General features: G+C 51.9%; 19 protein-coding genes and 3 tRNA genes. 10 read left to right on the top strand and 12 right to left on the bottom strand.

Going from position 1 to position 23,851, the window contains the following annotated elements; genetic code table 11:
• Window positions 1–64: 64 nt before the first annotated feature.
• Window positions 65–769 (top strand): oligogalacturonate-specific porin KdgM family protein, encoded by a 705-nt coding sequence (locus AC07NP_RS09685; RefSeq protein WP_494660326.1) that lies wholly within the window; start codon window positions 65–67, stop codon window positions 767–769.
• Between the two features lie 142 nt (window positions 770–911).
• Here AC07NP_RS09685 and AC07NP_RS09690 read toward each other — a convergent pair.
• Window positions 912–987 (bottom strand) — tRNA-Asn (locus AC07NP_RS09690).
• Window positions 988–1,086: 99 nt separating this feature from the next.
• The gene (locus AC07NP_RS09695; RefSeq protein ID WP_494660327.1) at window positions 1,087–2,541 is read right to left on the bottom strand and encodes an EmmdR/YeeO family multidrug/toxin efflux MATE transporter; all 1,455 of its coding nucleotides are present in this window, start codon (window positions 2,539–2,541) and stop codon (window positions 1,087–1,089) included.
• 192 nt (window positions 2,542–2,733) lie between these two features.
• Between AC07NP_RS09695 and AC07NP_RS09700 the strand changes: the two genes are divergently transcribed.
• Window positions 2,734–2,809 (top strand) — tRNA-Asn (locus AC07NP_RS09700).
• 50 nt (window positions 2,810–2,859) lie between these two features.
• On the opposite strand, the gene AC07NP_RS09705 is transcribed toward AC07NP_RS09700, so the two are convergent.
• From AC07NP_RS09705 to AC07NP_RS09720, 4 genes are all read right to left on the bottom strand, one after another.
• The gene (locus AC07NP_RS09705; protein WP_494660328.1) at window positions 2,860–4,638 is read right to left on the bottom strand and encodes an aminopeptidase P family protein; all 1,779 of its coding nucleotides are present in this window, start codon (window positions 4,636–4,638) and stop codon (window positions 2,860–2,862) included.
• A 15-nt stretch (window positions 4,639–4,653) separates the two neighbouring features.
• Window positions 4,654–6,108, bottom strand: a complete 1,455-nt coding sequence (locus tag AC07NP_RS09710) for an AMP nucleosidase (RefSeq protein WP_494660329.1) — start codon at window positions 6,106–6,108, stop codon at window positions 4,654–4,656.
• Window positions 6,109–6,250: 142 nt separating this feature from the next.
• Window positions 6,251–7,747 carry a C69 family dipeptidase gene (locus AC07NP_RS09715; RefSeq protein WP_494660330.1) on the bottom strand — a complete coding sequence of 499 codons (1,497 nt, stop codon included), beginning with the start codon at window positions 7,745–7,747 and terminating at the stop codon, window positions 6,251–6,253.
• Between the two features lie 497 nt (window positions 7,748–8,244).
• Window positions 8,245–8,320 (bottom strand) — tRNA-Asn (locus AC07NP_RS09720).
• A 326-nt stretch (window positions 8,321–8,646) separates the two neighbouring features.
• Between AC07NP_RS09720 and nac the strand changes: the two genes are divergently transcribed.
• Window positions 8,647–9,564 carry a nitrogen assimilation transcriptional regulator NAC gene (gene nac / locus AC07NP_RS09725; RefSeq protein ID WP_490470492.1) on the top strand — a complete coding sequence of 306 codons (918 nt, stop codon included), beginning with the start codon at window positions 8,647–8,649 and terminating at the stop codon, window positions 9,562–9,564.
• 101 nt (window positions 9,565–9,665) lie between these two features.
• Complete coding sequence (gene cbl, locus AC07NP_RS09730) at window positions 9,666–10,616, top strand: HTH-type transcriptional regulator Cbl (RefSeq protein WP_494660331.1); 951 nt, start codon at window positions 9,666–9,668, stop codon at window positions 10,614–10,616.
• A 229-nt stretch (window positions 10,617–10,845) separates the two neighbouring features.
• Here cbl and AC07NP_RS09735 read toward each other — a convergent pair whose 3' ends face one another.
• From AC07NP_RS09735 to tagK, 6 genes are read right to left on the bottom strand one after another with little or no spacing between them, the layout of a single operon-like run.
• Complete coding sequence (locus tag AC07NP_RS09735) at window positions 10,846–11,895, bottom strand: type VI secretion system protein TssA (RefSeq protein ID WP_494660332.1); 1,050 nt, start codon at window positions 11,893–11,895, stop codon at window positions 10,846–10,848.
• Between the two features lie 10 nt (window positions 11,896–11,905).
• The gene (gene tssG / locus AC07NP_RS09740) at window positions 11,906–12,901 is read right to left on the bottom strand and encodes a type VI secretion system baseplate subunit TssG (protein ID WP_494660333.1); all 996 of its coding nucleotides are present in this window, start codon (window positions 12,899–12,901) and stop codon (window positions 11,906–11,908) included.
• Window positions 12,898–14,781 (bottom strand): type VI secretion system baseplate subunit TssF, encoded by a 1,884-nt coding sequence (gene tssF, locus AC07NP_RS09745; protein WP_494660334.1) that lies wholly within the window; start codon window positions 14,779–14,781, stop codon window positions 12,898–12,900. The genes tssG and tssF overlap by 4 nt, the downstream gene beginning before the upstream one ends.
• Window positions 14,782–14,796: 15 nt before the next feature.
• Complete coding sequence (tssE, locus tag AC07NP_RS09750; protein WP_494660335.1) at window positions 14,797–15,291, bottom strand: type VI secretion system baseplate subunit TssE; 495 nt, start codon at window positions 15,289–15,291, stop codon at window positions 14,797–14,799.
• Window positions 15,288–16,118 (bottom strand): type VI secretion system accessory protein TagJ, encoded by an 831-nt coding sequence (locus tag AC07NP_RS09755; protein WP_494660336.1) that lies wholly within the window; start codon window positions 16,116–16,118, stop codon window positions 15,288–15,290. The genes tssE and AC07NP_RS09755 overlap by 4 nt, the downstream gene beginning before the upstream one ends.
• On the bottom strand, window positions 16,105–17,016 hold the full coding sequence (tagK, locus tag AC07NP_RS09760; RefSeq protein ID WP_494660356.1) for a type VI secretion system-associated protein TagK: 912 nt from the start codon (window positions 17,014–17,016) through the stop codon (window positions 16,105–16,107). The genes AC07NP_RS09755 and tagK overlap by 14 nt, the downstream gene beginning before the upstream one ends.
• Before the next feature lie 354 nt (window positions 17,017–17,370).
• Between tagK and tssH the strand changes: the two genes are divergently transcribed.
• From tssH to tssJ, 6 genes are all read left to right on the top strand, one after another.
• Window positions 17,371–20,025 carry a type VI secretion system ATPase TssH gene (gene tssH, locus AC07NP_RS09765; RefSeq protein ID WP_494660337.1) on the top strand — a complete coding sequence of 885 codons (2,655 nt, stop codon included), beginning with the start codon at window positions 17,371–17,373 and terminating at the stop codon, window positions 20,023–20,025.
• A gap of 83 nt (window positions 20,026–20,108) precedes the next feature.
• Window positions 20,109–20,654, top strand: a complete 546-nt coding sequence (tssB, locus tag AC07NP_RS09770; RefSeq protein ID WP_494660338.1) for a type VI secretion system contractile sheath small subunit — start codon at window positions 20,109–20,111, stop codon at window positions 20,652–20,654.
• A gap of 23 nt (window positions 20,655–20,677) precedes the next feature.
• Window positions 20,678–22,186, top strand: coding sequence for a type VI secretion system contractile sheath large subunit (gene tssC, locus AC07NP_RS09775; RefSeq protein WP_494660339.1), 1,509 nt, complete (start codon window positions 20,678–20,680; stop codon window positions 22,184–22,186).
• An 88-nt stretch (window positions 22,187–22,274) separates the two neighbouring features.
• Entirely contained in the window at window positions 22,275–22,448 is a 174-nt protein-coding gene (locus tag AC07NP_RS09780; protein ID WP_494660340.1) for a BPSL0067 family protein, read from the top strand.
• 326 nt (window positions 22,449–22,774) lie between these two features.
• Entirely contained in the window at window positions 22,775–23,260 is a 486-nt protein-coding gene (locus AC07NP_RS09785) for an Hcp family type VI secretion system effector (RefSeq protein WP_494660341.1), read from the top strand.
• 66 nt (window positions 23,261–23,326) lie between these two features.
• Window positions 23,327–23,848, top strand: a complete 522-nt coding sequence (gene tssJ / locus AC07NP_RS09790) for a type VI secretion system lipoprotein TssJ (RefSeq protein WP_494660342.1) — start codon at window positions 23,327–23,329, stop codon at window positions 23,846–23,848.
• The last annotated feature ends 3 nt before the right edge of the window (window positions 23,849–23,851 follow it).

Here is a 23,851-nt window from a genome sequence, read left to right on the forward strand (position 1 = left end):
AATATAAAGTATGGGCAGAAATGCCCATACGACAGATTTTCTATGTTTAAAATATGGAGTGTTTATGAACAATTTTTTTAAATTGAGTACCCTGTCTATTATTATTCTCTCTTTTTCTGCTGGTGCGGTAACACTCGACTATCGGCATGAATATAAAGCCGACAGTAAAACCAATGCAGATCGCCTGAAACTGAGTCACACCACCCAGAGTGGGTATTTTGCTAGTGTGGAAGGTAAGCAGGCGGAAAGTACGAAAGTGATGTCTGATGGATTTAAAGAAGGCAATGGTGGTTACAGTGGCAATGGCAGCGAGTGGGAATTTGGGCGTAATTTTAAAATAACGGATAAATTAACTCTTGCCCCGGCCGTGAATCTGGATAATGGTGATACCTTTGTTGGTTATCGTGCGCAGATTAAAGCCATTTATAAAATTACTGATAGCTGGGTGACAACATTTCGCTGGCGTCCGGGTATTCAGGTTGATGAAAAATCATCCGTAGATAACAAAAATTATAACCAGTTCAACTGGGAGTTTGGCTACGTCAGCGATAAATTTACCGTAACGGGTGATTATGAATACCGCTTTACAAACTATGAGGACTACAAAGGGGATCATAATTACTGGTTGTATAATGTTGTCGCGACGTTACCGCTCAACAAAAACTGGACACCTTATACTGAAATAGGCGTGGTTCCTCGTTACAACACCAACCACGAAAAAGACGAAATGGAAATGCGCTACCGTCTTGGCATTAAATACAACTTCTAAATTAGCCATTCACCCGACATCAGTATTTGGTCGGGTACGCAAGCCTACCGTATCTGCGTACGCCGGGGATGTGGGTCATACTGGCGAATTAAGGCTGAATCAGAAAGCAAAAAGCCCGCTAAAAAGCGGGCTTTTCTAAATATGGCTCCTCTGACTGGACTCGAACCAGTGACATACGGATTAACAGTCCGCCGTTCTACCGACTGAACTACAGAGGAATCGTGTGAACGGGGCGAATATTAGCGACGCCCATCGTCATTGTCAAAGCCTGAATGCACAAACTTGATCGTTTGCCGAAATTTTCCCCATTTCGCCGTTTATTCACACGCGTTCGGTTGTTTTACACACTTTTCATGCGCCGGGCGAGGGTATTTCCAGAGCCATCGTCCGGTCACCATACGCCAGTAAAAGAGAGCCGCACGGACTGCCCAGTCGAAGAACATCCCCATCCAGACACCCACTACGCCCCAGCCAAGAACAATTCCCAACGTGTAACCTGCCACGACACGGCATCCCCACATCCCCAACATCGAAACCCACATGGCATACCGGGCGTCACGTGCGCCCTTAAATCCGGCAGGTAATACCCAGGATGCCGCCCAGATAGGCATAAATGCTGCGTTCAGCCAAATCAGGATCACCACCACATCTTTTACATCCTGATCGTGGGTGTAAAACGATGCCATTATTCCGGCAAAGGGCGCGCTCAACCACGCGATTGCCGTTAATCCGATGGTGGAAAGCCAGAACACATGGCGTAGCTGAATCTCCGCCTGCGCCATTTGACCATTACCCAGTCGTCTGCCGGTGATGATAGTTGATGCCGACCCCAGGGCGTTTCCCGGCAGGTTGATCAACGCAGCAATCGAGAAAGCAATAAAATTACCGGCAATAACACTGGTGCCCATCCCTGCAACGAACATTTGCGTTAGCAGTTTCCCGCTGTTGAACAGGACCGATTCAATACTTGCCGGAATGCCAATGCCCATCACTTCCCAGATAATGGCGAAATTTAGCGGCTTAAAGTAGCTTTTTAGCGTGATACGCAATGCCGGGTTAAACCCAATCATCAGTACCCAGATAATGGCAACAGCGCCAATATAGCGGGAGATGGTCAGCCCCAGCCCGGCCCCCACAAATCCCAGCCCCTGCCATGAAAAAATCCCGTAAATCAAAATACTGCTGATAATGATATTCAGGATATTCATGCCACCATTGATGAGTAACGGGATTTTGGTATTACCCGCCCCACGTAACGCGCCACTACCAATCAGCGCAATGGCGGCCGCAGGATAACTGAGGACCGTCAGTTCCAGATAAGTCAGCGCCAGGGCTTTCACGTCTGGGGTGGCTTCTCCAGCCACAATATCAATGATCTGCTCACCGAAATAATGAATCACAGCCGCCAGTACGATGGCAAAAAGCGTCATGATCACCAGCGATTGCCTCGCAGCGGCTCTGGCTCGTCGCCGATCGCGTTTACCCAGGCTAAACGCCACCACGACCGTAGTCCCCAGATCGATAGCGGCAAAAAACGCCATGATAACCATGTTGAAGCTATCGGCGAGCCCGACGCCAGCCATGGCCTCTTTGCCCAACCAACTGACCAGGAAGGTACTTAATACCCCCATTAACAGGACACAGGTGTTTTCAAGAAAAATAGGGACAGCAAGCGGGGTGATTTCACGCCAGAAAAGAACTTTATAACTCTTGCGTTTGGCATACCAGGGTGTGCGGGAAACAGCCCGGCGTAAAGCGGTGGAGACGTTCAAAGTGGACCTTAAAGAAAAAGTTGAAACCTCATTTCAAATGATGAGGGAGAAACAGAAAAGCTGCAAAGTTTTTTCCAGGAAAAATGTCTGCAATTGCTACAAATTGTTGAGAGAAACGGCAAATGAACCGTTATGGGGGAAATGGGGTTTGACAAAAAAAATTTCGCCGCTAAGATATGCCTCCACACCGATTCCTCTGTAGTTCAGTCGGTAGAACGGCGGACTGTTAATCCGTATGTCACTGGTTCGAGTCCAGTCAGAGGAGCCAAATTTAGAGAAGCCCGCTTTTTAGCGGGCTTTTTGCTTTCTTATTCAGGCTTAATTCGCCTGTACCCGAATGGGTGCCGTTGCGGCAAACAGCCACGGACGCGCCTCGCTGTTCACCAGCGGAGATAACGTTTCTCTGACCTGCTGATGGTAGTCATCGATCCATTGTTTCTCCGCGTCACTCAGCAGATGTAACTCCACCAGATTCAGATCGATGGGCACCAGCGTCAGCGTGGAGAACTTACAGAATCCTGGGCGGCTTTCTACGATCTCAACCTGATTTTCAATACGGATACCGTATTGTCCTGCGAGGTAATAACCCGGCTCAATGGTCATGATATTGCCTGCGGTCAACGGCCACGGATTCACTTTTTTGGCCAGACGGTGAGGCTGCTCGTGGATCAAAAGCTGATGACCGACACCGTGACCGGTTCCGTGATCGTAGTCGAGGCCGAGTTCCCAAAGCGCCCGACGGGCGAACGCATCGAGTTGGTGGCCCTGACTTCCGCTGGGGAACTGCAGGGTGATCAGTGACAGGAAGCCCTTCAGTACAGCAGTGTAATGCAGCTTCCTCTGTGCATTCTGAGGCCCAAACGCCAGCGTACGGGTGGTATCGGTGGTTCCATTGTGATACTGGCCGCCGGAATCGTTCAGGTACATCGCTTGTGATGTGATCGGCGTATTGGTTTGTTCACTCGAGTGATAATGGCACATGGCGGCGTTGCTTGCGGAGGCCGAAATCGTGCCAAAACTTTGTTCAATAAATCCCGGTTGCTGTTGACGATAGAACAGCTGTTTTGCCTGGGCCTCCAGTTCGGTCACGGGATTGCCCGCTGCTTCACGTAGGGGAACCTCATGCGCCAGCCATGCCAGAAAATTAACCCAGGCGGCGCCATCCTGCTCGTGGCATTCCCGGTAACCGGCCAGCTCTGTTTCGTTTTTATTCGCTTTGATAAAGGTAATGGGATCGGGCGACCAAATGACTTCGCCGCCATGCTGTTCAATGGCAAAACGTAGCGCAACCGGTGCGTAATCTTTATCGACCAGAACGCGTTTCCCTGGGGCGAGTTGTTGGCAACGAGACAGGAAATTCTCCTGCGCTGAGAGCGTCAACGTCTCCAGCAATGTCTCCGGTAATGCTGTGGTTTTTCGGCTATCGACGAACCACTCCAGTTCACCCGTGCGGTGCAGCAGAGCAAAAGAGAAAGGCACCGGCACCATATTCAGGTCTGAGCCGCGCACATTGAGCAGCCAGGCAATGTTGTCCGGCAAGGTGATAGCGAGAAGATCAGCCTGATGTTTATCCAGAGCTTCAATAATCCGCGCGCGTTTTTGCGTGCTGCTTTCTCCGCTGATTTCAATCGGCATTTCTCGAATGAGTCCACAAGGTGCTGCGGGGCGGTCGTGCCATACGGTGTCGAAGGGGTCACTCTCTAAGGCGACCAGTTTACAGTGAGTCGCAGAGAGGGCTTCAAACTGGCTGTTAGCCATCAGTAATGGCTCGAATGCGATACGTGCGCCTGTCGGAACATGCGTCTGTAGATAGTCTGCCAGAGGTTCATCGTGCAAATGATGAATCTCAAAATCGTTGAGATCGACCTCAGCGCGGACCTGTACCTGGTATCGCCCGTCGACGAAGATTAACGCCCGGTCGCGGAGCACCAGCGCCAGTCCGGCGGAGCCGCTAAACCCGGTCAACCAGGCCAGTTTGTTGTCATGCGGCGTACAATCTTCGCTCTGATGAGCGTCGGCGCGTGGGATAATCATGCCATCCAGCCCTTGCGTTATCAGTAAGCTGCGCAGAGCGGAAAGGGGAGTTGAATTTTGCATAGGTACCTTCTGACCTTAACGGAACGGCGGTTCGTTGAACGTACGTAATTTACGGGAATGCAGACGATCGCCTTCTGCGCGCAGCAGGTCGATCGCCCGGATACCAATCTGCAGGTGCTCGGAAATGGCACCCTCATAAAAACGGTTAGCCTGACCCGGAAGTTTGATTTCTCCGTGCAGCGGCTTATCGGAAACACACAGCAGCGTGCCGTAGGGAACGCGGAAACGGTAGCCCTGCGCAGCAATGGTGGCGCTTTCCATATCAATCGCCACGGCGCGACTCAGGTTGAAGCGCAATGCTGAGGCCGAATAACGTAACTCCCAGTTTCGATCATCTGTGGTGACCACGGTTCCGGTGCGCAGGCGTTGTTTAACCTCTTCACCCGGCATTCCACTGACCTGTTTGGTGGCGTCATAGAGCGCGCGCTGTACTTCGGCAATGCTGGGGATTGGGATATCGGGCGGCAGTACGGCGTCCAGTACGTGATCGTCGCGCAAATAGGCGTGAGCCAGCACGTAATCGCCAATGGACTGGCTTTCACGTAATCCACCACAGTGGCCGATCATGAGCCAGACATCCGGGCGCAGGACGGCCAGATGGTCGCAAATCGTTTTGGCGTTTGAAGGGCCGACACCGATGTTCACCAGCGTAATGCCCTGGCCGTCAGCGGTGATCAGATGCCAGGCGGGCATTTGATGCTTTTTCCAGGCCAAATCGGAAATGGCCTCTTCCGGCGCTTCTGTTTCTGCGGTGATCCAGATCCCTCCTGCACAAGACAGGGCGATGTAAGGGCTGTCTGGATCCAGAATTTGGCTGCATCCCCAGCGCACAAATTCATCCACGTAACGGGTGTAGTTGGTAAACAATACGAAGGGCTGAAAATGTTCAACCGGCGTGCCGGTATAGTGGCGCAGGCGCGCCAGCGAGAAATCGACACGGCGGGCATCAAAATGCGACAGGGGAGAAAACTCTGCCGGATGATAGATGCCGTCGGCTGTTTCATCACCAATCTGTGCCAGTTCAGTGGTTGGGAAATGGCGCGTGAGTCCGGCGCTCATTGAACGATCAAGCGTCAACGCGGAGCCGTCAATGACATAAGGATAGGGGATTTCATGGTGCGACGGTTCAACGGAGATATGCGCGCCGTAGTCCTGATAGACAAGCGTGAGCTGTTCCAGCAGATAAGCGCGAAACAGTTCGGGGCGCGTTACGGTGGTGGTGTAGCATCCCGCATGGGTAAAACGCCCAAAAGCGCGCGTTTTGGGGGGATTCGTGGCGGTGCCATCCCAGCTTACTGAGAGTGAAGGGTAGACGAAAAGCCCATTATTTCTTGCGTCGGCATCGGGTAGCGTACCGTTTTCAATATAGTGAGAGATGGCTTCCCGTAGTGCATTTACTGACTGATCATATAACTCATTAAGGCGTTCCAGCGCCTGTTCGGGTGTCAGACCTTTACCCTGATTCTCCATATTGTTCTCCTTATGCGTTCACAGGTTGCCCATACCATTCGATAGTATGTCAGCGAATTGTGAAACAAAAGGGGGCGATGAACGTGGGGTGAAAAAGCCGGAGGGCATCCGGCTTTAGTAGGTTACAGTGTTACTGTTTCCGTTAGTCTTTTTTGGCGGCATTAGCAAAGAAGATATCGGACTGAATATCCTTGGTGCGTAGAGTGAAAAGCTGGTTTGTTAGCGACTCAGTCAGATTCTCGGCGTCAGCCATTACGCGTAAATTAAAGTCATTCAGCATTTTATTTGCGGCATCTTTATTGGTTTTTGCCATTTTCAGATACTCGGCTTCGACCTCTTTCTGTTCTTTCGCGACCTTATCTTCCCAGTCTTTATACGCACGCTTAACGATAGGGGCGAGTTTCGGGTAATCCGTCATCGTCAGCGTCTGCAATTTACGGTATTTCCAGTAAATTGACTGACTGTCCGCTTTATCTGTACCGATACTATAGTTGGCAGGATAGGCTTTTAATCCGCTGTAGTAGGGGACAAATGCGGTGAGATCGGCCATGCCGAGGCCAATATAACTGACTTCGCCGATTTCCTTCGGCAGCCACGGGCGGACCTGCATAACGTGCGCCTCATAGGTACGGAAAACGCTTACCGGACGCCAGGGTTCTTTTCCATTCAGACCTTTTGAATAGGGATCATGTTCGGTGCCTTCGTAATGATCGCGCAGGACGGCTTTAACGTCATCCAGCGTCATTTTTTTCTCAGGCGTGGCGAAGACAGGGAATTGTCTACCGGCGGCGACATCCTGATTCAGTGACGGTGTAAATTGCTTCTGGATAGTCCAGACGCGCGGGTCGTTATACGTCCGGTCACGTTCATCATCACGGGTATAAGCTTTGGAGAAATTAAAAGCTCCGTCGCGTTTCTGGTCATAAAGACCTTTTTCCGTGGCAAATTCAATCAGGGTTTTTGAACCCATAAAATTAGGATCTTTTGCATCGTAAGCTTGTAAACGCCCCTGATTGCCTGACGCAAAATATTGCCCGGAAGGAAGACGCTGCGCCATCCACTGATGTCCGGTGGCGGTTTCCAGATACCAGACTTCATTATCATCGACAACGGCAACACCAAAACCTTCGCCAGCACCTACGGTTTCAATAATATGGCCCAGCAATGCGACGGCTTCCCGTGCGGTTTTTGTCTGGGAAAGGAGAACATCTGGAATATCGTCTTCCGTAATGCCGACATCTTCGACATAGGGATCAAATGCCAGTGCTTTTGGTGAGGCAAAAATAGATTCTGTGCCGCTCACACCGACACCAGCTTCGTTAAAGCCCGTTGCGCCGTGTAACTGGGTTTTCCAGTTAGGGACAGTGGTATAGCGTAAGGAATCCTTCGGTAATGGCCAGGTGAAATTATTCGCACCGTTATGCGCTTTGGTACTGTACACCCCGGTTTGATTTTTTTTCGCCGGATGAATCAGGAAATGCTGTGCTTTCATTGCGTCACTGTCTGCACTACGGGCAACCATCATGGAGCCATCCGCAGACGCTTCATTTCCGACCAACAGTGTTGTACAGGCAAAACCCGATGAAACTACCGCTACGTTTATTGACAGTGCAATAAGGCACTTTTTAAAAGTCGACATGCTCAATCCCTCTTGGTTCCGTTATCAATAGACCGGAAACACACTGCTTCCTTAAGCGCGATGACGCTTCGACTGACCCCGCGTCGTTCGCCAGAGAGATAAATGCGTCTGCCCGCATTTTCTCCAAATATCTGTCCGCGCATCTCAGTCTTTTGGACAAAATAATCGGTCCGTTTCGCTTAATTATTACGCAGAGGATATTGAGGTATTCAGGATGTTACCCAAACAGAGTCGAAGAATAGCAATGACGTAAAGATGATTTCAGTGACGTATATCTCAATGCCGCGCAGCGTAAAAAGAACGGAATGTCTATCTGGAGACATTAATGTGGTTATCAGAAAACAAAATGAAATGAATGAAAGGTGGCGTATCCGGGGGAATATTGCGATACCGGAGGATTATTTTTACTGACTGTAATTAATTGCAAAAAATAAGCACAGGCAGAGAGTAAATCCCGAAAAGCAAAAAGCCCGCTAAAAAGCGGGCTTTTCTAAATTTGGCTCCTCTGACTGGACTCGAACCAGTGACATACGGATTAACAGTCCGCCGTTCTACCGACTGAACTACAGAGGAATCGTGTGAACGAGGCGCATATTAGCGGCGTGAGTTTGGGTTGTCAAAGGGTGAAATACGATTTCGCGTTCGTTTGCTGACAAAATCAACAAAGCGATGCTCTTTCGGGCAGTTTCCCATTTTGCCCTGATCTGGTGCGCTTTTACCTGTGATGGAGCAGAACAATATGACCGATTGGGTTTATAAGAATGTCATGAAGGAATAATGACTTGTTTAACAACCCATTAGAGTGCGTGTCGTCGATTGATAGAAACTGGCAAGCATCTTGCAAAATCTTCTGAAATACGGTTGCCAGCACCAGGGCTGGCAACCGGACAGGAGGCAAAATGAACTTCAGACGGCTGAAATATTTCGTAAAAATCGTCGATATTGGTAGCCTGACTCAGGCTGCTGAAGTGCTGCATATCGCGCAACCTGCACTTAGCCAGCAGGTCGCAACGCTGGAAGGGGAACTGGATCAACAACTGTTGATTCGAACCAAGCGTGGCGTAACGCCTACTGAGGCTGGAAAAATTCTCTATACGCATGCACGGACGATACTCCGCCAGTGCGAGCAAGCCCATCTGGCGGTGAATAACGCCGGCCAGACCCTCAGTGGGCAGGTGTCTATTGGTCTTGCTCCAGGGACCGCTGCCTCTTCTATAACCATGCCGCTGCTTCAGGCGGTGCGCGCCGAGTTACCCGATGTGCTGGTCTACTTACATGAAAATAGCGGGGCTGTGTTGAATGACAAATTGCTCAATGGCCAACTGGATATGGCAGTGCTGTATGAACGCTCCCCGATCGCCGGTATTACCAGTCAGCCTTTGCTCAAGGAAGATCTGTTCCTGGTGGGAACCTGTGATTGCCCCGGGCAGAGTGTCGATTTAACGGCGGTTGCTGAGATGAATCTGTTCCTTCCACGGGACTACAGCGCGGTTCGCCTACGTGTGGATGAAGCGTTTTCGCTACGCCGCCTGACGCTGAAAGTGATTGGTGAAATTGAATCTATCGCAACATTAACGGCGGCAATTGCCAGCGGAATGGGGGTAACAGTGTTACCTGAGTCGGCAGCCCGCGCTCTGAGCAGTGCGGCAAATGGCTGGATGGCCCGTATTACAACACCTTCTATGAGCTTACCTTTGTCGCTGAATACGCAGGCCAAAGGGAGCTTGTCACCTCAGGCTCAGGCGGTAAAAGAGATTTTGATGTCTCTGGTGAGCCATCCAACCCTGGAAAATCGGGAACTGCTGCTGGTGAGTTAATCGTTATTCCTCAGTGGAATAAGATGCGGGTTTTTATTATTTGTTATGCCGGGCATCAGACTTTAACAATAGCGTAATGTCTGATGTTTCCGGAGCGAAGAGTGAATTTTCAGCAACTAAAAATAATCCGCGAGGCGGCCCGTCAGGACTATAACCTGACGGAAGTGGCCAATATGCTCTATACCTCTCAGTCGGGCGTCAGTCGGCATATTCGTGAGCTTGAGGACGAGCTGGGCATCGAGATTTTTATCCGGCGCGGTAAACGTTTGCTCGGCATGACGGAACCCGGCAAAGCGCTGCTGGTGATCGCCGAGCGGATTCTCAATGAAGCCAGTAATGTTCGCCGACTTGCTGATTTGTTTACCAACGACACCTCCGGTGTTTTAACGATTGCCACCACGCACACCCAGGCGCGATACAGTCTGCCCGAAGTCATCAAAGCTTTCCGTGAATTGTTCCCGGAAGTTCGCCTGGAGCTCATTCAAGGAACACCGCAAGAGATTGAAGGGTTGTTGCATAGCGGCGGAGCCGACATAGGGATTGCCAGTGAGCGGTTAAGTAACGACCCTCAGTTAGTCGCGTTCCCCTGGTTTCGCTGGTATCACAGTCTGTTGGTGCCTCGTGATCACCCACTTATACACTCCTTACCCTTAACGCTGGAGTCAATTGCACACTGGCCGTTGATCACATACAGACAAGGAATTACCGGGCGCTCCCGCATTGATGAAGCGTTTACTCGCAAAGGACTACTCCCTGATATCGTCCTGAGCGCTCAGGATTCGGATGTGATTAAAACCTACGTGGGACTGGGGTTGGGGATAGGTCTGGTGGCAGAGCAATCAAGTGGTGAGCAGGAAGAGGGGGCGCTGACACGTCTCGATACCCGACATTTATTTGATGCCAATACGGTTTGGCTCGGTCTGAAACGCGGACAGTTACAGCGTAATTACGTCTGGCGTTTCATTGAGTTATGTAATGCTGGGTTGTCAGTTGAGGATATTAAGCGACAGGTGATGGAATCAGACGAGAGCGTCATCGATTATCAGATATAAAGCAAAAAGCCCGCTAAAAAGGATTACCCGCTACAATCGCAGGCATTTCCTGTCTTCACGGTGAGGTCTGACGCCGCCGGGATGACGCGGCTTCAGGTCTGGTTGTAAAACACGTCGATGCAGGAAAAGCACATCCGGGATATTCCTCTGGTATCCCGTTGTTGATGTTTAATTCTTCGCCGCCAGAAGCGGCGTGTGAAGAAAAACGTAAACTCATTGCTTACTGCTACTACTCCAGCGCATCCCACTTCTCTAGTAGCTCCCCAGGAATTTCATTGATCACTTCAGAAAACCTTTTTCCGACCAGCCGTTCTGCCTGGCGCAATAATGGGATCGTCGGACTGCTCGGCTCACTGTTTTCAAACCAACGGCGGATGATCCGCAGGCGTGTCAGCGCATCGTTGCGATCGCGGATCGGTCCGGAGTCCGCGCTGTCCGTTGCGGCTATTTCCGCAGGGATGCCCACCAATGCGGGAGAAGGTGATGCCAGCATCGGTTCAATGCCAGGTATGATGGTTGAGTCTGGCTGAACAATCGGTGTTTCTGGCAGAGTGATCTCCGGCGTGGTGGTCTGTATCACCCCCGGCAACAGAGCCAAAAGTTGTTGCAGGCGGGAAAAATCCGGGGCCAGATCGTGCAGTGTCTCCCTGGACCATCGTTGCAGTTGTTTCGTCGTCTCCATCGCCCGTCGAAAGGCTTCAAGAGGCAGCATGCCACGAGCTTCCAGGTCGGCCAGTTGCTGGCGTACCGATTCCGGTGCGAGCGCATCTGCAGGACGTGGTGCGGACATCGCGCGCTCCACATCCCGTACCTGAAGACGCATGGCTGCACTATTTGATAGTGCAATGCTGCGGATATCCGCCATCACACCTTCGGGATCCAGCAGCGCCGACAGCGCATTACTGCGTGCCACTACCGCATCTTCGATTGTGGTTTCCTGCCCAGCAAGAAGCTGCGGGTGGATGGTGTCAGGATAAGTGGAACAAAGATTTTCCATCAGCGTGAGTGCTTCCGCCAGCCCCTGAGTTCCAGCCTGTTGGATACGGCAGCGCAGTAATACCACCAGTACGCGAATATCTTTGCTGCGCGCCAGCAGGCGACGGGCATCCCGCTCCAGCTCCGCCCAGTTAACGGTTTCCGGTGAACTGATAAAATCGCCATACTGGGCTTCCGCCCGGGGGGCTGCACGGGTGAACAACAGCAGATATTCCGGGTCATACTCCAGATCGGGACCGCAGGGGAGTTCAGCAGAAACAGGTTCAGACAGGGATCTATCCATAAAGCGGCCCTCAGTGCGTCAGATAACATTCAGGTTCAAAAATCATACCCGTCACCGGGTCATCGTTTATGGCTTTCCCCGCCCAGGTCGTCCAGCCAAGCTTGTGGAGGCCGCCAATCACCGCCGGGGGCGCTGTGTGTGGTTTAAGCTGCAGTTCAATTTCCCAGCAGTATTCAAAACCGGTGAAAGCGCGCACCAGTTCTGTCAGTACCGGCAGATTATTGCCGCCGGGCAGGAAGCGCTGGTAATCCGCCAGTGTGAGAGGGCCGATGACCAGTCGAAATTTATACTGCATGTCCGGCACGGCCTGGCCGATAAGTGCGCCATTGCCAATCACAGAAGATGGCGCGGGCATACCCAGCCGGGTGATTTCATCATTCGCCACGGCTATCCAGTGCAAAACAAATTCCTGTATGCGGAAGGGAACGCCAAAATAGTGCGCCAGCGTGGAAGCCAGCCCATCCGGGTTACGGGATTCACGTACCAGGTGAGCTGACGCTGCCAGGCGGACGTGATCCGACAGTGGGCTGACCGCACTCTCCCGCAGATCCTGTCCACTGAGACTGGCAATGTAGAAGGCGAAGCGATCGTATTCCGGTTTATCCAGCCCGCCTCCTGCCGATTGAGCACTCCGCCAGGCCTGGTAAAACTGTGTCAACCAGCGGTGATGAAAAAGATCGGAAAAACGGGTCAGTGTCGGATCGCGGCGGCTTTCTGTTCGGTTCAACGCCAGCTCGGTATAGTGCAGCGGCAGCGGGCCATTCGGTCCCCACAATCCGAGACTGTAAAGACCCAGGTGCAGGCGTCCTTCCTGCCAGCTCACCTGGGCGATTTCCCGTGGTGCAAAGGTCAGGGTGGGTGTCTGCCCGAGGCGAAATTTTTCCATGCGCGGCTGCCAGGTGCTTCCGACCGGAGCCGTACAGAGCTGTACGTCCACACGTCGCATCAGATTCAGGAAACCATAACACCAGGGGGCAACCTGAGCCTTGGTGAACGCTGTATTCATATACTCCCCCGCTGCCCGACTCTTACCGGCCAGGTCATGATGCGGCCACGCTGCATCGAGAGCAGTGTCATCTGCGAGAAGGTATTGATGGAGACATGGCGTGCAATATAGTGTTCCAGTACCAACCCGAACAGATATGGACTGATGCCGGAAAATCCTTCCTCATCCACGGTCAGTTCGCAACTGACGCCGCGACCGTAGACCAGCAGCCCCGATCCCGGTAGGCGGCGGGTGACCGGGGTGGTATTACAGCCAATCAGACTGCGTATCTGACGTGATTGCGGGCTGTCGTGCGCCGGAATAAACAGGTTCAGCAGATCGCGTAATGCCTGGCCGCCAGTGCGGTGATCCAAATCGGCAAGCGGCAGATAGTTAAATGACAACTGGCGGATCAACCGCCAGGCCATTTCGCGTTCGGCCAGCGGAGGTTGTGGTGGACGAGGAGGCCGGATAAGGCCGACGCCAGCCACCGGAATGGCAGCATCCACGGTCAGATCATCAAGACCATTACGTCGGATCAGACAGGGTAGATCACGGTTTGTCACCATTGCTGTGATGGTGATGTGACGCAGGTTTTCCGGGTAGGGGGCTTCATGCTGATCAACCAGCGACAGGAAAACCTCCGACCCGGTATAGGCTGTACGGGTGCCGTAGCGACGGGCATTCTCTGACAACCGGCGCTGTTCCCGGCGCAGGGAGAAGTAACGCCCGTGGTTGCCTTCATCATTATTGCGGGTGTGGTAGAGCGGGCGGAATGTCATTTTCCGCGTGGTTTCTGCCTCCAGACCCTCAACTTCCTGTACGGAGAAGACCTCATAATCCAGAGGATGAGTGCGATCTACCACCAGATGCTGCTCCGTCATGCTATGGGTGACTTCGACCCGCGTGGTGGTGCGGGGAAAGAGATTAATCACCGGTGTACAAAACAGACTGAACTGTGCGGTATCCGTCTGATGGAGTAGCCAGTCCGGCGGCAGACGGTTAAGTAATATGACAATCTCGGCAACGCCGCTATTAATTTTCTGTAGTCCGGCAGAGAGGCCGGTCGGGGTGAAGAAATAAAAACGCTCAGGACAGGCGAAGTATTCCTGCAGTAGATTATGGCCGTGGAACACATTCCAGGCGAGCGGTAACAATCCTTGATCTGGTTCCAGTCCCTCGTGCGTTACAGGCTGCTTCAGGTTTACGTCCAGAACGCCGTCAAAATGTCCTGGCTCTCCGGCCAGCGTGGCGACGGCACTGGTATGCAGCAGTTCAAACAAATGTGAGGCAATACGCTCTTCGCCGCAGAGGTAAAACGACAGCCGATCCGGCCCGGTAAGTTGGCTGAAACTCAGTTCACCGAAGGTGCGCAACGTGATACGCAGCGCGCCAGCGACATGAATGTTCGCAGGCAGATAACGGTGCAGGGCGGGCATATCCGGAGGTGCGGCGGTCAGGCGAACTTCTTCAATAGAAAGAGGCCACAGCGTGACATCCTGGCTGCTACGAAACTGGCAGGCGGTGTTTTCGCCTTCGGGGATTGTGGAGAAAAAAGCGGTGTCACGCGGTACGGTGAACCCCTTTGCCAGATCGCCTTCCTGCGGATCAGGATACAACCGGGCCACGGTCATAGAGGGTATAGGCGCAACGTAATTGGGACTGACAACCTCCAGCAACCGCTGGGTGAAACGGGGAAACTCGGCATCAATTTTTAGCTGTGTGCGGGCGGTCAGGAAACTGAATGCCTCGATCATGCGTTCCACATACGGATCGGCAATGTCCTTGTCCTGCATTCCCAACCGGGCGGCTATTTTGGGATGGCGGGCCGCGAACTCTGCACCGGTTTCCCGCAGGTAGCTCAGTTCGCGGTTGTAATATTCCAGTAGCCGTGGATCCATGAATAATTCCCTGTGTTAAAAAAACGTAATGCGACTCTGTTCCATATCCAGCGCGCTGCGTACCCGAAACGCCGTCGGATAAGGCTGCGTCAGGATTTCTCCGCGAATTTCAAACTGCAGCGTGTTGTGACCGTTCTGACGGCGTTCATCCTGTAGCGGGATGATTTGCAGCGTGGATGACTTCAGGCGAGGTTCAAAACGGATAATGGTACGCAAGATAGCCTTGCGGATATCATCCCATTTATGTTCATACATAAAGCTACCCGCCAGCGGTGGCAGGCCGTAGTTCAACACTGACGCCGCCACCTGCGGATGACGACTGGTGTCGATATCATCTTCATGGCTGACCGTATTAAGTAGAAAAGATAAGTCCCGGCGGATGATCTCCTTAAGTTGTACCGGACTGACGCTGACATCACGGTCGCGCTTCTGGTTCGGGGCGTCATCGCATAGCCGATCAAACAGTGTGGGGAGCAGAGGGTTACCTGGGGGCTGGCGGAAAACGCTCATGTATTGCTCTCTTTCGGGGTATGAAAGATGCATTTGGTGAGATCAAGCAGGCTGATATCGCCACTGCTGGTCAGCCACACTTTTTGCCCCAATCCCTGCACGACGGTGTCGCCGGGACCGTCCTGCCATGTCGTTTCACGGCATAACCGCAGTGCATCGGTAGCATTTTCGGAACCGCTGTAGCGGCTGAACAACCATGCACCATGTTTATCACCATTCACCAGCGTGATGTTCACCGGCTTCCACAGCAGATCGGTCAGGCGAGTCGGAGAAGATGAGTCCATCGAGTGGATTTGCGAAAGTGGCAACCAGATATAGAGGCCGCCGGTGACCACTTCGGCCACAGGCCCAGTCCGGGAGTCGCTGTCGCTAATCCAGTCGAACTCTCCGCCGTTCCAGCGCCCTCTGACATCTGTCATTGCATTCAGCGCCTGGTTTCGGCGTTCATCGGCTTCATCTATTTCGCCGCGTGCAGTACAGGCCAGAGCGAACAGCATATCTTCCATCCAGGCGGGTGGTGGCTGAATAAAGCCCGGACGCTGTTCCCCCTGAAAACAGCGCTGACGGAACATTTCGCAACGGATCAGTTCCCCGAACAGCTGAGCCTCCTGGGTATAATGTGCATCCATTCGGGCGCATAACTGAAGCTGCTGCAGCGCCCGTAACCAATCGCCGGTAATGCACAATAACTGAAACAGGCTATGTCGTCTGGCGACTAGCGTCGGGTGAGTCCGTACCTGCTGTTCGGCCATCTGAAGGCCATCAGTCAAAGTGTGTTCCTGCAACAGTGCAGACAATGAGGCGGGCAGCGTGTCATTTTTCTTCATGGGAATGCTCTCCGTTTTGCTGCAAGTTGCTTATTCGGTAATGGCTATCAATGCCGATGATACGGTGCTCTCGCTGCGTCAAATCGGGCAGCATATCGCTATGCGCAGCTTGTCGTGTGTGTCCGGAGGAAAGCAGATGCAGAATATCCGGGATGATTTCCTGTGCGGGCAAGGCGGTTTCTTTATCGCCGGTGGCGTCAAGCAGATCGAGAATGGCGTCAATACGCAGCTCACCGGTCACCATATCCTGTAACGTACCGGTTTCTGCTGTTCTGTCGCGCAGGGAAGACAGGTCCTGTGTGTCCGCGTCATTCTGGGGAAACAGGCTAGTCCGGCTCCGGGTAGTCTTTACAGGAGACAACAGCGCCTGCTGGTATTCATGGTAAAGCTGAATCAGCGTGTTATCTGTTAGTGGTGAGCCTTTGGAGGATGTTGCTTCGTGAACAGGGATAATATCGAAAGGGTTTTGCGGATTCAGTTGCTGCTGCTTAAACCAGTCCAGATCCAGATATTCGCTCATGACTTCAAAGGAAACCGCGGATTGGGGTTGCGCGTTTTCAGAATGTGGTACCTGAGGGAATGTATGATCTCGGACAAGACGCCAGGAGGACAGACCCCATTCAATAACGTCTTCTTCATTCAGCCGCATACGGCTGTTGGGTTCCAAAATCTGATCATTAACGGCACAGCAATATTCACTTGAGTAATTGATAATCCACCAGACTTCCTCGTGACGGATCAGGCTGAGGGCAATATTGGCACTTTCGTTAAGATCAAACACAGGAACCTGAGGCGCTATGGCTGTGAACGTTATCTGTGTCCCGGCAATATAGGTTGTGTTATCTGCAACGCCCTTCGCCTGAAGTTTCTGCAATATCCATGTATTTTCTTGTTTCATCATGTCACTTGATATTCATTTTTCACTGTTGTTGGAATATTCATTATTCTTCAGATGATTCATGTGAATTAAATATATTGTAAAAACATTTCATCTGTTTTTCTTATTATTTGTTTTATGAATTAAAAGTCGTTTATTTGAATAATATTATATTCAATGATTTTTTTGAATCAGCCTTTCATTATGTTTTCCTATCTTGATGGGAAATATATTAACCATTTGATTGTATTGTAATCCGTGATCTGCATCATTGTTTTGTTTGTGTATTTTGATAATTCTATTTGTGTGGATTTTCTTACGTGTACATATGTATTCATGCTCTCTTAATATGGACTTTTACGTCAGGTGTAACAGATGGAAATTACTGTTTCACGTAGTGCGCTATATGGAAAACTGGCAGGCTCGTTGTTCCGAACCCTTGAGTCAGCAACAACATTCTGTAAATTACGATCCAACCCGTATGTTGAACTGATCCATTGGTTACATCAGTTAATACAACAGCCAGACAATGATATTCACTATGTTCTTCGGCATTATCGGATTGCCGCTTCTGATGTGGAAAAGTCGTTACTTCGGCAACTGGATTTGTTGCCCTCCGGTGCCAGTGCGATCAGCGATTTTTCCCACCACATTGATCTCTCCATTGAAAAAGCCTGGATGTTGGCAAGTATCCGTTATGGTGACCACAAAATCCGCAGCGGCTGGCTATTGCTGGCGTGGCTGACCACACCTGAACTGCATCGGGTACTGGGAAGTATTTGTGTGCCATTGACCGGGATCCCGGTTAATGATCTGCCAGAAATTCTGCCTTCTCTGATCGAATCATCACCTGAAGCACAGGAGTTATCCCGTGACGGCTTGGACCTGCCATCTGCGACCCCTGGCGAGAGCAGTCAAGCACTTCCGGGTGAGATTCAGGGCGAAAAGTCCGCGCTGGCGAAATACTGTCAGGATATGACCGCTCAGGCACGTGAAGGCACTATCGATCCGGTGACAGGTCGCGAACACGAAATCCGCACCATGACCGATATTCTGCTGCGCCGTCGCCAGAATAACCCGTTGCTGACCGGTGAGGCGGGTGTCGGGAAAACAGCGGTGGTAGAAGGTTTTGCGCTGGCGATTGCCCAAGGCGAAGTACCACCTTCATTGCGTAACGTGCGGTTGCTGTCGCTGGATGTAGGGACGCTGCTGGCAGGAGCCAGCATGAAAGGTGAATTTGAGTCCCGTCTGAAGGCCCTGCTGGAAGAGGCCGTGCGTTCTCCACAGCCGGTAATTCTTTTTGTTGATGAGGTCCACACGCTGGTAGGGGCGGGTGGCACATCCGGTACAGGAGATGCGGCTAATTTGCTGAAACCCGCGCTGGCACGCGGCACTTTGCGCACCATCGGTGCCACCACGTGGAGCGAATACAAACGCCATATTGAAAAAGATCCGGCGCTGACCCGACGTTTTCAGGTGTTGCAGGTGGCGGAGCCGGAAGAAACCGCCGCAGTGGAGATGGTGCGCGGTCTGGTGGAAACACTGGAAAAACACCACAACGTGCTGATTCTGGATGAAGCAGTACGTGCAGCCGTACAACTTTCCCACCGCTACATTCCCGCCCGGCAGTTACCGGACAAAGCCATTAGCCTGCTGGATACCGCAGCAGCCCGTGTGGCTCTGTCGCTACATACGCCGCCTGCACATGTGCAGTATCTGCGCCAGCAACTTAAAGCGGCTGAAATGGAGCAGGCACTCCTGTTAAAGCAAGAACAAATGGGGATCCGCACGGAGCACGGTGACACCCTGGCAGAACGGATCACATCACTGAATACGGGCTTGTCTGAAGCAGAAACCCGCTGGCAGCAAGAGCTGGCGCTTGTTCATACGTTGCAGGAACAGCGCACCGCAGAGCCGGGTGAACATGATGAAACCTCGTTACAACAGGCGCAAACGTCATTAAAACACTGGCAGGGAGAGGAGCCCGTCGTGTTCCCGGAAGTCGGCGCGGCGGTGGTAGCGGCGATTGTTTCTGACTGGACCGGCATTCCCGCCGGGCGCATGGTGAAAGACGAGGTCAGCCAGGTACTGGAGCTTCCTGCCCGTCTGGCACAGCGCGTCACCGGGCAGACGAATGCGCTGGCACAGATTAGCGAACGGATTCAGACCGCGCGGGCGGGTTTAGGCGATCCGCGCAAACCTGTTGGCGTGTTCCTGCTGGCTGGGCCATCCGGCGTCGGTAAGACCGAAACCGCGCTGGCGCTGGCTGAAGCCATCTACGGCGGTGAGCAGAATCTGATCACCATCAATATGAGTGAGTTTCAGGAATCTCACACCGTTTCCACGCTTAAAGGCGCACCACCCGGTTATGTGGGCTACGGTGAAGGCGGCGTTTTAACGGAAGCGGTTCGCCGTCACCCGTGGAGCGTGGTGCTGCTCGATGAGATTGAAAAGGCTCACCATGATGTCCACGAACTGTTCTACCAGGTCTTGGATAAAGGTGGAATGGAGGATGGCGAAGGCGTCCACATTGATTTCAAAAACAGCACGCTGCTGCTGACCACCAATGTGGGTTCTGAACTTATTAGCCAGCTCTGTGAAGACCCGGCGTTGATGCCTGATCTGGCTGGATTGAAGGAGGCGTTAATGCCGGAGCTGCGCAAACATTTTGCGGCAGCGTTCCTCGGGCGTATGACGGTGATCCCTTATCTGCCACTGGATGAAAGCGCGCGGGGTGTCATTGCCCGCCTGCATCTCGACAGGCTGGTGGCGAGAATGGCAGAGCAGCACGGCGTTACGCTGGTTTACGGTGATGAGCTGGTTGCGCATATCGTGGCGCACTGCCCGATGCACGAAACAGGTGCGCGGCTGCTGATCGGTTATATCGAGCAATTTATTCTGCCGCACCTGTCGCGCTACTGGTTGCAGGCGATGACAGAGAAAAATGACATCACCCAAATTCACATTGGTGTTGACAGCGATGAGCGGATTTTTTTTGAAACTGATTTTGAAACCGGTTTCTTTGGGTGATGTACCTGCGATGCGATTTTTAAACTGACCGTTATGCCGCCTTCCTGGCGGCTGGCGGATGACTGATAAGGAAATTAAGGATTATGGCTATCAATAACAGCGCGCAGAAGTTTATTGCCCGCAACCGCGCGCCGCGCGTGCAGATTGAGTATGACGTGGAGATTTACGGCTCCGAGAAAAAAATTGAGCTGCCGTTTGTGATGGCGGTGCTGGCCGATCTGGCCGGAAAACCGCGTGAAGAACTGCCGCCGGTGACGGAACGGAAATTCCTCGATATTGATATTGATAACTTTAACGAACGCATGAAAGCCATTGCGCCGCGCGTGGCATTTGCCGTGCCCAATACGCTCACGGGCGACGGCCAGTTGATGGTCGATATCACGCTGGAAAGTATGGACGATTTTTCCCCAGCGCAGATTGCCCGCAAGGTGGATGCCCTGAACCAGTTGTTGGAGGCCCGCACCCAGCTTGCCAACCTACAAACTTACATGGACGGCAAAGCTGGTGCGGAAAATCTGGTCAATAAGCTGTTGCAGGATCCGACCTTACTGAAGACGCTGGCAAATGCGCCAAAACCGGCTGTTGCTCAGGAAGATGTGTCTGCGGATGAGACGGGATCAGCAGAATAATTGCGAATTTTTAAGGAGTTTTCATGGCAAACACTAACATGCAGGCGAGCAGTGCGGTTGCTCAGGATACCGCTTTCGCATCCGGCGAGTTTGACTCGCTGCTGAACCAGGCCTTCCGACCAAAAACCACTCAGGCGGCAAAAGCTGTAGAGGCAGCTGTACAAACACTGGCACAGCAGGCACTGGCAAATTCTGTCACCGTCAGCGATGACGCTTACAAAAGCATCAGCGCCATCATTGCGCAAATTGATTACAAACTGACGGAACAAATTAAATTAATCCTGAGCCACCCGGAGTTTCAGCAACTGGAATCCTCCTGGCGCGGAATGGAGCACCTGGTCTACAACACAGAAACTGACGAAAAATTAAAAATCCGCTTTATGAATCTGTCGAAGGATGAACTGCGGAAAAATATGAAGCGTTACAAGGGGATCGCCTGGGATCAAAGCCCGATGTTCAAAAAGCTGTATGAAGCAGAGTACGGGCAACTGGGTGGTGAACCTTACGGCTGTATCATTGCCGATTACTACTTTGACCATACACCGCCAGATGTGGATCTGCTCGGTTCTATTGCCAAGGTGGCGGCGTCGGCCCATGCGCCGTTTATCGCTGGTGCATCGCCTTCTGTTCTGCAAATGGACTCCTGGCAGGAACTGGCGAATCCCCGCGATCTCACCAAAATTGTTACCCAGAACCTGGAATATGCACCGTGGAACTCGCTGCGGACCAGCGAAGATTCGCGTTATATCGGCCTGACCATGCCGCGTTTTCTCTCCCGCCTGCCTTACGGTGCAAAAACTAACCCGGTGGATGAGTTCGATTTTGAAGAAGATGCCGACGGCGCTGATCACAGCAAATACGTCTGGAGCAACGCGGCTTACGCGATGGGTGTGAACATCAACCGTTCTTTCAAGCATTACGGCTGGTGTACGTTGATCCGTGGGGTGGAATCCGGTGGGGCGGTGGAAAACCTGCCTTGTCACACATTCCCGACCGATGACGGCGGCGTGGATATGAAATGCCCGACGGAAATTGCTATCTCTGATCGGCGCGAAGCAGAACTGGCGAAAAACGGCTTTATCCCGCTGATCCATCGTAAGAATTCAGACTATGCCGCCTTTATTGGTGCGCAGTCGCTGCAAAAACCGCAGGAATACTATGACCCGGACGCCACGGCCAACGCCAATCTCTCCGCTCGTCTTCCGTATCTGTTTGCCTGCTCGCGGTTCGCACATTTCCTCAAATGTATCGTGCGCGACAAGATCGGCTCGTTTAAAGAGCGTGAGGACATGCAACGCTGGCTGAACGAATGGATTATGAACTACGTAGATGCCGATCCGATGAACTCCTCGCAGGAAACCAAGGCCCGCCGTCCACTGGCTGCTGCGGAAGTGGTGGTGGAAGAGGTTGAGGGTAATCCTGGCTATTACGACGCAAAATTCTTCTTGCGCCCACATTTCCAGCTTGAGGGATTAACAGGTTCACTGCGTCTGGTAACGAAACTGCCGTCTGTGAAGCAAACGGGCGCCTGAGGAGATTAAAAGATATTTAGGCATTCGAGGTTTATTTAGCAATTGATGCGTTGATTCAACATTATATTCGTGCGGGGCAAACATCTATATGGAACCAGGGAGCAAGGTCCCCGGAAGTATTGCCATCGTTGTAGCTATCTTCGTCAATGGACGCTACCCCGATCATGGGAGTGGCAATGATGCTGCGTTTTACCTGGGCCAAGATGCCGGAGGAATAGAGGTGATGGATCACATCTGGTTTACCTGCCGCTATGAGCAATGAGCTGTTTTACTTTCCAATAAGTTCATGGGGTAGTTTCAAATTTCCGGGGTCAGTATAGCGTGCCAGAAAAGTTGGTTTGTAAGTAAGGGAATAATGGTTTTATGAATTTTATTTTATAAATTATTCTCAGTGAATATTAATTTTCATCTGAAATGTATTTGTTATGCAAATACATGGATTCCGGTGTTTAATTTCCGGAAGGTATACAGGTTCTGTTCTCCTTAATTTATGGGGGAAGGGGGTTCTGTACGGCAATGGTTTATCTAAATTCTGCTCTGCAGATAAACCAAAGGTTATTTTAAGTAATTCTTAATAGGGAAATAAAAATGGCTTATGACATTTTCTTAAAAATTGACGGCATTGACGGCGAGTCAATGGATGACAAACATAAAAATGAAATCGAAGTGCTGAGTTGGCGCTGGAATATTCATCAGGAGTCCACGATGCACGCAGGCAGTGGCCTTGGCTCCGGCAAAGTGTCTGTCACCAATCTGGATTTTGATCACTATATCGATCGCGCCAGTCCTAACCTATTCAAATACTGCGCCTCCGGCAAGCATATTCCGCAGGCCATTCTCGTGATGCGCAAAGCGGGTGGTAATCCGCTGGAGTATCTCAAATACACTTTCACAGACCTGATCGTTGCCGTGGTTTCACCCAGTGGCAGCAAGGACGGTGAAGTTGCGTCCCGTGAAACCGTGGAACTGTCTTTTAGTACCGTGAAGCAGGAATACGTGGTGCAGAACCAGCAGGGCGGTAGTGGCGGCACGATCACTGCAGGCTACGACTTCAAAGCCAACAAAGAAATTTAATCTGCGATTCCCGGCCCGGCATTATGCCAGGCCGGTTTTTACCTTTTGATTGATAAGGAAAATTCGGTGAATAAACGGCGTAACCTTGCAGGGTTATGTGCGGTAGCCATGTTTTTACTCTCTGGATGTGGCAGCAACACCGCCACGCCGCCAGCCCGTGAGCTGCTGCAACTCGACCTGACTGTGACGGCTTCTGACAACGTCAACCCCGACAACCAGGAGAAGGCCGCACCCATAGAGGTTCGCATTTATGAGCTGAAAAATGATGCTGCGTTTACAGCAACAGACTATTGGTCGCTCCAGGATAAAGACAAAGCTGTCCTTTCTGACGACCTGCTGCACCGCGACAGTTTCATTCTGCGACCTGGCGAGGTGAAAACACTGCGTCGTCCGTTAAATGCGCAGACCACCGCGTTGGGCGTGCTGGCGGGATACCGCAACCTGGGTAAATCCGTCTGGCGGGAAACCTATACCATGCCGCAAGCCCCGGAGACTACCTGGTACAGCCGTATGGTGCCGGGAAAGCAAGTGAAGTTAGATGCGAAATTAGAGCAAAGCACCATTGTGATCACCGAACGGGATAAATGAATT

This window comes from Citrobacter sp. GW821-FHT07H02 (assembly GCF_059418505.1).